The organism is Janthinobacterium sp. 67 (genome assembly GCF_002797895.1).
Lineage (GTDB): Bacteria > Pseudomonadota > Gammaproteobacteria > Burkholderiales > Burkholderiaceae_D > Janthinobacterium.
Window position 1 is genome coordinate 5,568,464 of sequence record NZ_PGES01000001.1, and the last position, 11,160, is coordinate 5,579,623.

The window sequence follows — 11,160 nt, forward strand, 5'->3', positions numbered from 1 at the left end:
ATTTTGTGATAAATGTTGTTAAATTGAAATTATAAGTTGTAAAGATGTGGATTTCGGAATGGATAGACCAGAATTTAGCGGCGATGTTGGACAGAATGTCTTTGGAAATATTATTGAAGCTCCCCGGCTGAACAATGTAGTTACACTGCACTTGGGGGCAGAAAAAAATGACGTTGAATTAATTACCGATTTCCAACGACGTCGTATCAATGCACTGGTGAAAGACCTGTCCGCACTTACGGGCGACCATCCCTTGGACGTGTACAGAATCATCATTACAGACTTCGGTTTAAAGAAGATCAAGGAGCTACCACTTGAGAGGTACTCGGAAGTAAAAAATCTACTGGAGACCTGGATAAAAGATGCCAAGTCTGCCGATGTCCCTGCAGACCAAGGCGAGCCACCGTCAGAAATTCCTGTATTACCGCGACCTGTTGTGGGAGGCAATGCTGATAATGCTTGCCAAGTATGTGAGGAGCGGGCCGCTAACATCGGCAAACTTCAACGAACTGCAAGGGTCCGTTTGATTTTGCTTAGCATGTCTTTAGCTGCGTGCGGCTGGCTCCTATACAAGTCCCCTGTAAGCGGGGAGTCAAGCACTTCTTCCTTAGATAGTAAGTGCTACATTGCCGGAAAATCCTACTCGATAGGGCATATTGAAAAATCTAGGGGAAGCGTCCCCGTTGAGTGTGTCGGCGCGACTGGCGATATGCCAGCAATGTGGCTTCCCGCTAATCGAGGGCATTAACGACGGCAGATGCATTGTTTGCGGCGCAGCACTTCCTGATATTTGAAATGCGTGAGCTGTGTACTTAGCGCGGTTGCAATGGTTTCGGGATTTGCTGTCGCCAGAATCCTAAGCCATATTTCTTTGGAACGCACCTGGTCAGATATTCCTAATATCTGCCGATGGATATGGTGCCGAATTTCGTTTTCTTGGCGTTCTACTTCTTCTAAATTTCTGTTGATCATGACATTCTCCAATATTGATGCTTTTGATGTATTAACTGGCCAAATTTTTGCAAAATTGTACGAAAATTTTCCGAAACCAATCTTCCTGGACGCGAGAAAATTTGTAGAAGGTGGTGAAGCTGCATGCTTCAATGCTGACAGCTTCACAGGTGCCGAAGTGACTCCTCCAGCAGAGGCATTTATCAACACCGCCACATGGTTGGTGCAAGAGGGGTACATTTCCGTACGCCCCAATAGCAAGACAGCCACAGGCTTCTCGGATGCGGTACTTTCCGAAAAAGGTTTGACCGCCCTCAAAGCTGTCCCCGATAGTCTGGTCAGCCGCGTTACCTTGGGCGAGAGATTGGTGCAATCAGTGAAGGCCGGAACTATGGAGACACTCAAGGGTGTAACAAATGAAGTATTGAGCGTCCTGATAAAGTCTGTGACCCTCCCGTAGTTCGTCACGCCTGCGCTTTGGAAGTCGTTTCCGCCGGCTTCCATGGCTCCTCGCTGTTCTCCCGAATTATTTCGCGCACCTCCTTGATGTGCTCCCACGCCAGTTTTGCCGCTCGCTTGGCACCGCTCTTGCTTTTGTAAAGATGCTCCAAGGTCTTTAGCGTTCCCGTGGCTCCTGCCTGCTCCTGCCCCGTCTTTTTTTTCTTCGCCGCCACGTCCTTCCACTTGGCCACCACGCCCGTGATGCCTTCGTCCGGGTCTTTCTCGTCCTCGCGTTCAGCCTCGACCGCTTCCGTTTTCGTTTCAAACTCCACGCGCGTGGTAAAGCCGTTGCCGCCCAGGCTGTGCGTGACCTTGACCGATAGCCATTCGGTGGCGTCGATCTCGGGCTTGAAGCCTTGCACGGTCACTGGTGATTGCGGGAACACGGCCGGGTTGCCCAGGGCCAGGCTCATTTCAAAGGTAAGCGTAAAGCCAGCGCCGTCTTTACCTTGACTACTCCTGCCAGCATGATTTGAGGTTGAGACACAAATCGATTGTGTCCACAAACTCGATTATGGACACAATAATTCAACCAGTCGCAAGACCCTCAAAACGTGGCAGCTACCGGCGCCACTCCGATGAATTCAAGCGGGCCGTCGTCGCCCAGTCGCTGCTGCCTGACGCATCCGTTTCGCGCATCGCCCGCCAGCACAACCTCAACGCCAATCAGGTATTCGCTTGGCGTAAACTGTTCGGAGAAGGCCAGCAGGAATCTGGCAATAATGTCTGCACACTGCTGCCGGTGACGGTGGTGGCGTCGGTCATGGCACAGCCCGTGGCCGAGCAGGCACCAGCGTGCGGCGGCATCATCGAACTGACCGTTGGCAAAGCGCGGCTGCGGCTGGAAGGCGCCGTTGACACTGCCGTGCTGCACCTGGTGTTGCAGCGGCTGCTGCCATGATCGGCCTGCCGGCCCACACCCGGATCTGGATCGTCGCTGGCATCACCGACATGCGCTGCGGCTTCAACGGCCTGGCGGCCAAGATAGAGACGACGCTGCAGGCCGATCCATTCAACGGCCATGTGTTTGTATTTCGTGGCCGGCGCGGCGACATCATCAAACTGCTGTGGTGGACTGGCGACGGCCTGTGCCTGCTGGCCAAGCGGCTTGAGCGGGGCCGTTTCATCTGGCCGCAGGCCAGCAGCGGCACGGTCACGCTGACGCAGGCCCAACTGTCGATGCTGCTCGAAGGCATCGACTGGCGCCAGCCAGTACGCACCTGGCAACCATCGTCGGGCTTGTAAACGTCGGCGCCCTCGCGTAAACTTGGCCCATGCTCAATTCAGCCGATCTGCCCAACGACATCGATGCCCTCAAGGCATTGCTGCTGGCGGCCGAGCAGACGCTGCGTGAGCGCGACACCGTCATCGCCGCGCACGACGAGCTGGTGTCAGGACTGCGCGCGCAACTGACGACGACCGAGGTCGAGATCGAGCATCTGAAGCTGATGATTGCCAAGCTGCGTCGCATGCAGTTCGGTCGCAAATCCGAGAAGCTGGACCACCAGATCGAACAGCTGGAACTACAACTGGAAGACCTGCAAGCGACCGAGGGTGAGGCCGAGCGTGAGCGGCCGCCGGCAGACAAGGCACCGCGCACCAAGTCGGCGCGCAAACCGCTGCCGGAGCACCTGGCGCGCGACGAGCGCGTGTATCAACCGCAGGCCGAGGCTTGCCCGGCCTGCGGTGGCGGGCTGCGCAAGTTGGGTGAGGACGTCGCCGAGCAACTGGAGTTCGTGCCGGCCAGCTTCCGCGTGATCCGTCATGTACGTCCGAAGCTGGCGTGCAAGTGCTGCGACACCATCGTGCAGGCACCGGCGCCAAGCCGGCCGATCGCGCGCGGCATTGCCGGACCGGGGCTGCTGGCCCATATCCTGGTGGCCAAGTTCGCTGACCATCTGCCGCTATACCGGCAGTCGGTGATCTATGCCCGCGAAGGCGTCGAACTGGAACGTGCGCTGCTGGCGAACTGGGTCGGGGCGGCCAGCGCGCTGCTGCGCCCGCTGGTCGAGGCGATCCGGCGCCATGTGCTCGCTGGCGCCAAGCTGCACGCCGACGACACCCCGATTCCGGTCCTGGCGCCCGGCAATGGCAAGACGAAAACAGCGCGGCTGTGGACCTACGTGCGTGACGATAGCGCGTCGGGCGACACCACGCCAGCAGCGGTCTGGTTCGCCTACACGCCGGACCGCAAGGGTATCCATCCGCAAACCCACCTGGCCAGCTTCAGCGGCGTGCTGCAGGCTGACGCCTATGCCGGCTTCAATGCGCTGTACGTCGACGGCACCATCCAGGAGGCGGCATGCTGGGCGCACGCACGGCGAAAATTCTACGACCTGCACGCGGCCAGGTCATCTGCCATCACGACCGAGGCTCTACGACGCATCGCCGAACTGTATGTGATCGAAGCCGAGATACGCGGCAAGCCGCCGCACGAACGACAACTGGCGCGCCAGCAACGATCACGACCATTGCTCGACGAGCTTAATGGCTGGCTACGCGCCACGCTTGAAAAGCTGTCGCGCAAGTCGGACACGGCGGCGGCAATCCAGTACGCGCTGAACCTATGGCCGGCGTTACTGCGTTACTGCGACGACGGCATCATTGAGATCGACAACTCGGCCGCCGAGCGGGCGTTGCGCGGTGTCGCCATCGGCCGCCGCAATTACCTGTTCGCAGGTGCCGACAGCGGCGGCGAGCGTGCTGCCGCGATCTACTCGCTGATCGGCACGGCCAAGCTCAACGGTGTTGACCCCGAGGCCTGGCTGCGCCATGTGCTGACCAACATCGCCGATCATCCGGTCAATCAGGTCGACGACTTCCTGCCTTGGAACTGCGCCGCGCAGCTCCCTTCGGCTTAAACAACACGCCGCTTCCCAGCGGTGTGATGCCATCATCTAGCAAATCAACGCCAGGCTCAAGACGGCGCAGGCTTTACGCTTACCGTGATGCCTTCGTCCGGGTCTTTCTCGTCCTCGCGTTCAGCCTCGACCGCTTCCGTTTTCGTTTCAAACTCCACGCGCGTGGTAAAGCCGTTGCCGCCCAGGCTGTGCGTGACCTTGACCGATAGCCATTCGGTGGCGTCGATCTCGGGCTTGAAGCCTTGCACGGTCACTGGTGATTGCGGGAACACGGCCGGGTTGCCCAGGGCCAGGCTCATTTCAAAGGTGGCCAGTCCGCGCAGGATGCGCTGCCATTCGGCCACGGCCGCCGCGCGCGCGTCGGTTTCGTTGGCGAAGGTGGTGCGCAGGCGCTTGCTGTTGCCGGGCACGCCGGCCACGACGCTGCGGCGGCGCGCGTAGCGCTCGTCGTGCCAGAAGGCGCGCACGCCCGTATAGGCGTCGCTCTCGGCGCTGTGATAGCGGTGGCCGTCGCCCAGGGCGCGCGTGATGGGAATGACGGGCAGCGCCTTGCCGCTGGCGGTGCGGCTCTGGTTGATGGGGATGAAGAGCAGGGTGTCATTCTTGACGGTGGCCACCGCGTCGTATTTCCTGCCCAGCCGGCGCAGGAAGGCCGCATCGCTTTCGTGCGTCTGGTCGATGTGCTCGACGGCGGTGTCGCGCAGGCGCGCCGACACGCCCGACGCCAGCTCATTGCGGAAGGCAATCGCCTCGATGATGGCGCCCAGGGTGGTCTTGTGAAAGCTGTGTTCCTGCTGCTGTTTAAACGTGTCGATCAGGTTGGCCGACCTGGCGCGCAGGGTGATGGTGTCAGGCGCGCCGCTGTGCTCCACCTCGTCGACGGTGAACTTGCCCATGTCCACCAGACCGGACGCTTGCCAGCCCAGCGCCAGGGCGATCTGCGCGCCGCGCGGCGGCATGGCCAGCTTGCCGTCGCTGTCATCCAGGGAGATATCGAGCTGGTCGCTCTCGTCGCCACGGCACAGGGTCAAGGTGAGATTGATGAGCCGCGGCGAGACGATGGCCGTCAAATCCTTGTCCTCGATGCTGACCTTGAAGGCGGGGATATGCTCGCTCATTTGAACTTGTTCGCCGCGCTGCCGATGGCGTCGCTGATGCTGCCGCCGATCTTGTCTTTCATCTCGCTGACCACGCCGCCATATTTCGAGGTGATGCCGCCGACCACATTGCCCACCACGCTTCCCACGGCATTCTTGGCCGCGCCGGCAATGCTGCTGGTCATGCCGTCGATGCTGAGCATGTTTTTCAGGTCGCCGATGTCGCCCAGGCCGACCATGGCCAGCACGCCGTCGTCGTCGCGCTTGAGCGCAATCGAGAACTCGACACGGCGCGCGCCACCGCTGCCGTCCAGGATGGTGCGGCCTTCCGTCATGCTCGTGATGCGGTAGGAGCCGAGAATGCGGCCCGTGCCCTGGATCAGTATCCACGATTTGCCCGTGTCGGCCATCATGCGCAGCGCATCGAGCGAGTACAGGGAGCCGGTCAGTTCCGGCGCCACCCAGCCCGACAGGGTTATGGTGTCGTCGCCTGGCCCCACGTACTGGTGCGCGTCGCGCAGGCCCACGCGGGCCGTGCTGGCGTGTTTCCATTCCGTTTGCCGCTGCAGCTCGTGATAGGCCAAGGTCGGCAGGCTGAACACGAACATTCCTAAAATCATCATCATGGCGTGCTTCTTTCTTTAATCGTGGTCGCGCAGGGACGAGCGGATGCGCGCCGCCTTTTCGCGGTCGCGTTGTTCCATGGCCGCATACACGGCGCGGGCGATGGCCTGGGGATCGGAACCGGCTTGCGCCTGGATGGTGATTTCGATCTTGTCGCCCTGGATGCTCAATCCGGCGCCGAACCCGCCTTGGGCCAGCGGTGCTCGCGTGTCGAAGGCGCTGGCGGGCAAGGCGGTGGCCGTGCCGATGGCGATGCCGGCGCCCAGTTGCGTCAGGCGCTGCGCCAGGCCCGATACCTTGGCAATCGGCGCGCCCTCGCTGCGGTCCAGGCCCACGGCCAGGCCTTGCATGGTGTAGTCGCCAAGCTGGGCAAATACGCGGCTTGGGCTGTGGATGCCCAGCTTTTCCTTGAACCAGGCAATGGTGCTGGAACCGGCATTGCTGATGGCGTCCTTGACGGCGCCCATGGACCCCGTGATACCGTTGACCAGGCCGCGCAGGATGTTGGCGCCGAACTCGGTGAACTGGGCCGGCAGCTGGATGCCGAACCAGCTCATGACGCCCGCGAACGCCTGGTAAAACACGCCGATGGGCGACCAGTTGATAATCAGGGCGCTGATGCTGCCCATGCCGCCGGCACAGACCGTGCGCAGGCGCGACCAGATATCGGCAAAGAAGGCGGAAATGGGCGCCCAGGATGCGGTGATGCACTGCAGGATGCTGGCGCCGAAGTCGGTGAACTTGGCCGGCAGAGCAATGCCGAACCAGCCCAGCACGCCCGCGAAGGCGCGATAGAACAGGCCCAGCGGTGACCAGTTGGCGATCAGGCTGCTGACGCCGCCGATGCCGCCGGCAAAAGCGGTCTTGACGTGCGACCAGATGCCGGTAAAGAAACCCTTGATCGGCTCCCAGTATTTGTAGATCAGGTAAGCGGCGCCGGCGATGGCCGTCACGGCCAGGCCAATCGGATTGAGCATGAAGGCACGGCCCAGCCACAGCACGGCCCGGCCCGCCCACATGAAGGCGCCGCCCAGGCCGCGTAAGATCGGCGTGAGCACGCCGCCCGTCACGCCCATCTTGGCGAACATGACGTGCAGCATGGCATACGGGCCGATCAGTGCGGCAATGCCCAGCATCAGCGGGCCGAGCACCAACAGCAGGCCGGCCAGCACGGCAAAGGCGGTAATCATGACCTTGGCCACGGTCGGGTTGCGTTCCATGAAGCCATTCAGGCGCGTGACGGCGGCAATCGCCATTTCCAGCCCCTGCGCATACAGTGGCAGGATTTTCTCGCCCATGGTGAGCTTGAGGTTGGCTAATTTGGATTGCGCTTCCAGTTCCTTGCCGGCGGCCGAGTCGCGGCCCAGTTTTTCCAGCTTGCCGATATCGGCGGCGCCACGGTTGAGCTTTTCGTTCTTGTGGATTTGGCCGCGCTGCAGATACATCTGCGAATACAGGTTCGACGCGGTGCGGTTCGAAAAGATGCTGCCGATGGCGTCGAGCACCTGGTTTTTGTCTTTGATGCCTTTCTTGGCCAGTTGCGGCAACAGCACCTTTTCCATCCATTCGAACTGGTTTTCGCGGAATAGATCGGAACCCAGCAGCGCGCCAGGATTGAGGAAGGACAGTTGTCCCGCTTTATCATGCGTGACCTTGCTCTTGTCACCGATCAAGCCAAATTCTTCCAGTTTCTTGGCCGAGCGTTTGGTGGTGCGGCCTTGGTACAAGTTTTGGTAGGCGCTCATCAGGGACGTGCCGACGCGGTTGCCGCTCATTTCCTGCACCAGCGGTTCCATCTGGTAGTAAAAGGCGTCATCTTTCAAGCCCTTGGCCGCGATGCCGCCCGTCTTGATCATGTTCAGCCATTCATTCGGGCCGACGCGCCCGCCCGTGGCGGTGATGACCTGCTGGACGATGTTGGCCTGGGCTTCGAACTTTTCCTTGCTCTCCAGGCCGCCGCGCAGCTCGATGACCTTGAGCATGTCCATGAACTTGCGTTCGTTGTCGGCGCCTTCGGCCTCGCCAAAGAAGGCGTGATTAGCAAACTTCATCTTGGCTAGGGTAGGGGCGACCATTTCCGCGTGGTGCACATCGGCAAAGGCGCTCATGCCGTCGCGCATGAGCTGCAGGTTGTCGAGCTGGCTGGTGCCGTAGGTCTGCATGTTGCGCGCGAAGGCGACGGCCTCGGCTGACACCTTGTCGCCCAGGCCCAGCGCGTTGACCCTGCCTACTTCCGTTTGATAGTGCTTGGCCTCGTTCAGGCCCTTGACGACAGGCGCGCCCAGCACGGCGCCCGTGGCGGTGGCGCCAGCGCCGGCCATGGCCAGGTTGCCCGCCTTGTTGCGCAGCTTGTCGGCATGCTGGGTGGCGTTGGTTACGCGCTGCTGCTTGGCGTTTGAGGCGGCCAGGCGCTTTTGTTGCGACGCCAGCTCAACGTTGGTCAACTGGATACTGTTTTTAAGCCACTCCTGGGCCTTGCCCAGTTGGCGCGTGTCGATGCCGGCCTCCTTGAGGCTGGCGCGCAGGACGCGGAATTGCTGGCTTTGTTCTCGGCCTTTCAGCGTCAAAGCCTGGGTGACCTTCGTCGCCGCCTTCAAATCACGCGTCATGGCGCGTGTAGGAGACTCGGTCTGCTTTATGCTTGCGGCCAGCTCTTTTACTTTTTTTTGAGCTTCTTTCAGCTCAACCCCCGTTGTTCGAATACCGCTATGTAGTTCGCGGAATTTCCCAAGGTTTCTCTGCTGCGCGTTCAGGTCGCGCAAGCGGTCGCTGGTCGCCCTCAAAGCCTTAGCCGTATCGCTGGAGCCGCCCATGATCTTTTTCAGCGGGCCGGTAATTTTGTCCAGTGCCGCAAATACCACCTGTAACTTCAAATCCCGACCGGCCATCTATTCCGCTCCGCTTCGCTGCCGGGCGCGCTCGCGCCAGGCCATCAGTTCATCAATCGTAAAACCGTCCATCGCCGCCGGCGTCCAGTGAAAGACGCCGGCAATGTCCGCCATGGCGTCTTCTACTTCGCCGGGGATACCGAAAGGCGATCGGCTTTGCTCGCCAAAAAACCGGCGACCTCGGCACCCACGGCCAACAGGTCGGCCGGGTCCATGTTGGCGATGTCGTGCGCGGTCAGGGTCGGCTCGGTAATGCGCGGCAGCACGATCTGCAGGGCCGACACGTTCAGGTTGGCCAGCTCGATCAGGGAAATGCCGCGCAGGGCGCCCGCCTTGGGTTTGCGCACGGTCAGCGCGGTGATGAAGCTGTCGCCGCGCTTGATTGGTTCGTCCAGCTCGATGACGGCTTGGTTTTGGGTATCGTTGTTCATGCTGTGTTCCTTGTGGTGGGGTAGTGAGTAAAAAGGGGATTACAGGCCGATGGCCTTGCGAATGGCGGCATTGGTGTCGCCGCCGCCGAAGTTTTCGGTGCCGCTCATGAAGTCCAGTTCGATGACCGTGGCGCCGTCGATCATCAGCTTGTAGTAGCTGCAGGCCATGGTGTATTTGTGGGTGGTGTCGTCGCCCATCTTGGCCGCGCCCATATCGATTTCCTTGTAGCGGCCGCGCACGACGACCTCGACGGCGGCGACCGTGCCCTCATCGTCTTCCTGGTAGGCGCCGGCAAAGCGCAGTTGCACGGCGCCGTGCGCATGCGCGCCGTACTGTTTCAGGGCTTCGGCGATCAGGCCGCCAGCGCTCCATTCCAGCGACAGCGCCTCGTTGCCGAAGTCGACGGACACGGGGCCGCTCATGCCGCCGGCTCGGTACTCTTCCATCTTGCGGCTCAGTTTCGGCAAGGTGACTTCGGGCACCATGCCCATGAAGGAGACGCCGTTCTGGAACAAGTTAAAATTTTTCAGTTTGCGGGGCAGGCCCATAATTTCTCCAATGCTTCAATGCGCCCGCGCTGGGGCGGGCAGGGTGGTGATGGGTATTACGCGGCGATGCGCGAGGCGAAGTCGGCCAGGTAGCGGTCGGTAATGCGCTGTTGGAATTTCAGGTTTTCCAGCGGCGGCACGGGCGTGTAGTCGTAATCGATGGCCAGCTTGCCGTCTTTCAGCGCCGTCTTGTCGTTGTATTGCTCGTCATACCAAGCGTGGCCGTCGATGATGTAGCCCTGCAGTTTCAAGTCGCGGAACTTGGCGTTGATGCTTTCCAGCAGGTCACGCACCAGGGACGGGTGCAGGGGCAGGTCGACAAAGGCGAAATGCGCCTCTGCGATGGTGTCGGCCAGCACCTGGGCCGTGCGCGTATAGCTTTCGAAATAGAAGAAGCCGCCCGGCGCTTCGCAGGTGCGCGAACCCCAGAAGCGGTAACCGCCCATGTTGATCAGGGTGGTTACTTCCTTGGCGTTGAGCACGCCCGCGTCGGTGGCGGGGTCTTGCAGGTCGAAAAACACGTCCTTGGTGATGCCGGTCGGACCGTTGACGACCACGTTGGACAGGGTCTTGTGCCAGCCCGTTTCCTCGTCAATCTTGGCGCGCAGGCCCATGGCGTAGGCGACAGCGGAAATGCTGGCTTCTTCATCAAGGGCTGTATCCCAGTTCACAAAATCCGGCCAGATCATCATTGCCTCGCGCTGGCCGAACTGGCCACGATAGGCGGTGGCCGCCGTGACGGTGGCGCAGCCGTAGGCCGACGCATACACGAAGCCGCGCAGGCGCTGCGCCACGCTGGCCAGGGCGTTGGTGACGGCCTGGGTATCGAGGCCCGGCGCGCCCAGGATGCGCGGTTTCACGCCCAGTTTGCTTTGCGCAGCCAGCAGCGCCTGGGCGCCCAGGTACTTGCCGTCCGGGGAAACGCCGCCCACGGCGTTGCTGGTGGTTTCCGCTTCCGTCTCGCCTTGGGCCACGCGCACCACGATGGTCAAGGGCTTGGTCTGCGCGGCAATGGCCTGCAGGCTGCGGTACAGGGTGCCCGTCTTGCCAGCCTTGCCCATGGCGGCCAGCACGTTAGTGACGAGCACGGGCGTGTCGAGCGGGAAGGCCGCCGGGTCGGCGTCGTCGGCCGTGGCGATCAGGCCCAGCACGGCCGTGGAGACGGTGCGGATGGGGCGCGAACCCTCGTTGATTTCAATGACGCGCACGCCATGGTGGTAGTCAGTTGCCATGTGGTTCTCCTTGGTAAATGTGAAAA

Annotated in this window: 14 protein-coding genes; 5 read left to right on the forward strand and 9 right to left on the reverse strand. The window is 61.1% G+C overall.

The window, feature by feature from the left end; translation table 11 throughout:
* The first annotated feature begins 58 nt into the window (after positions 1 to 58).
* Complete coding sequence (locus tag CLU90_RS29490) at positions 59 to 748, forward strand: hypothetical protein (RefSeq protein WP_157808895.1); 690 nt, start codon at positions 59 to 61, stop codon at positions 746 to 748.
* Here the strand turns inward: CLU90_RS29490 and CLU90_RS29495 are convergent.
* Positions 745 to 972, reverse strand: coding sequence for a hypothetical protein (locus CLU90_RS29495; RefSeq protein WP_157808896.1), 228 nt, complete (start codon positions 970 to 972; stop codon positions 745 to 747). The genes CLU90_RS29490 and CLU90_RS29495 overlap by 4 nt on opposite strands.
* Between CLU90_RS29495 and CLU90_RS24990 the strand changes: the two genes are divergently transcribed.
* Positions 971 to 1,411, forward strand: coding sequence for a hypothetical protein (locus CLU90_RS24990; RefSeq protein ID WP_157808897.1), 441 nt, complete (start codon positions 971 to 973; stop codon positions 1,409 to 1,411). The genes CLU90_RS29495 and CLU90_RS24990 overlap by 2 nt on opposite strands.
* A 4-nt stretch (positions 1,412 to 1,415) precedes the next feature.
* Here the strand turns inward: CLU90_RS24990 and CLU90_RS24995 are convergent, their stop codons facing one another.
* On the reverse strand, positions 1,416 to 1,865 hold the full coding sequence (locus CLU90_RS24995) for a hypothetical protein (RefSeq protein WP_100429090.1): 450 nt from the start codon (positions 1,863 to 1,865) through the stop codon (positions 1,416 to 1,418).
* 101 nt (positions 1,866 to 1,966) lie between these two features.
* On the opposite strand from CLU90_RS24995, the gene tnpA reads away from it, so the two are divergent.
* From tnpA to tnpC, 3 genes are read left to right on the forward strand one after another with little or no spacing between them, the layout of a single operon-like run.
* Positions 1,967 to 2,353, forward strand: a complete 387-nt coding sequence (tnpA, locus tag CLU90_RS25000) for an IS66-like element accessory protein TnpA (protein WP_100427870.1) — start codon at positions 1,967 to 1,969, stop codon at positions 2,351 to 2,353.
* On the forward strand, positions 2,350 to 2,697 hold the full coding sequence (tnpB, locus tag CLU90_RS25005) for an IS66 family insertion sequence element accessory protein TnpB (RefSeq protein WP_100427869.1): 348 nt from the start codon (positions 2,350 to 2,352) through the stop codon (positions 2,695 to 2,697). Before tnpA ends, tnpB begins: the two co-directional genes overlap by 4 nt.
* Positions 2,698 to 2,726: 29 nt before the next feature.
* Positions 2,727 to 4,313 carry an IS66 family transposase gene (gene tnpC, locus CLU90_RS25010; protein ID WP_100427868.1) on the forward strand — a complete coding sequence of 529 codons (1,587 nt, stop codon included), beginning with the start codon at positions 2,727 to 2,729 and terminating at the stop codon, positions 4,311 to 4,313.
* A gap of 56 nt (positions 4,314 to 4,369) precedes the next feature.
* Here tnpC and CLU90_RS25015 read toward each other — a convergent pair whose 3' ends face one another.
* Genes CLU90_RS25015 through CLU90_RS25045 form a run of 7 tightly spaced genes read right to left on the reverse strand, consistent with a single transcriptional unit; the run spans position 4,370 to position 11,134 of the window.
* Entirely contained in the window at positions 4,370 to 5,431 is a 1,062-nt protein-coding gene (locus CLU90_RS25015) for a phage late control D family protein (RefSeq protein ID WP_100429091.1), read from the reverse strand.
* Positions 5,428 to 6,036: a phage tail protein gene (locus tag CLU90_RS25020; RefSeq protein WP_100429092.1), complete on the reverse strand. Its 609-nt coding sequence runs from the start codon at positions 6,034 to 6,036 to the stop codon at positions 5,428 to 5,430. The genes CLU90_RS25015 and CLU90_RS25020 overlap by 4 nt, the downstream gene beginning before the upstream one ends.
* Before the next feature lie 15 nt (positions 6,037 to 6,051).
* Complete coding sequence (locus tag CLU90_RS25025; protein WP_442906710.1) at positions 6,052 to 8,922, reverse strand: phage tail tape measure protein; 2,871 nt, start codon at positions 8,920 to 8,922, stop codon at positions 6,052 to 6,054.
* A complete protein-coding gene (locus tag CLU90_RS25030; RefSeq protein WP_071650284.1) occupies positions 8,923 to 9,036 on the reverse strand; it encodes a GpE family phage tail protein in 114 nt (37 codons plus the stop codon).
* Positions 9,037 to 9,044: 8 nt separating this feature from the next.
* Positions 9,045 to 9,353, reverse strand: coding sequence for a phage tail assembly protein (locus CLU90_RS25035; RefSeq protein WP_100429094.1), 309 nt, complete (start codon positions 9,351 to 9,353; stop codon positions 9,045 to 9,047).
* 39 nt (positions 9,354 to 9,392) lie between these two features.
* The gene (locus tag CLU90_RS25040) at positions 9,393 to 9,902 is read right to left on the reverse strand and encodes a phage major tail tube protein (protein ID WP_100429095.1); all 510 of its coding nucleotides are present in this window, start codon (positions 9,900 to 9,902) and stop codon (positions 9,393 to 9,395) included.
* A 56-nt stretch (positions 9,903 to 9,958) separates the two neighbouring features.
* Positions 9,959 to 11,134: a phage tail sheath protein gene (locus CLU90_RS25045; protein ID WP_100429096.1), complete on the reverse strand. Its 1,176-nt coding sequence runs from the start codon at positions 11,132 to 11,134 to the stop codon at positions 9,959 to 9,961.
* Positions 11,135 to 11,160 lie beyond the last annotated feature (26 nt).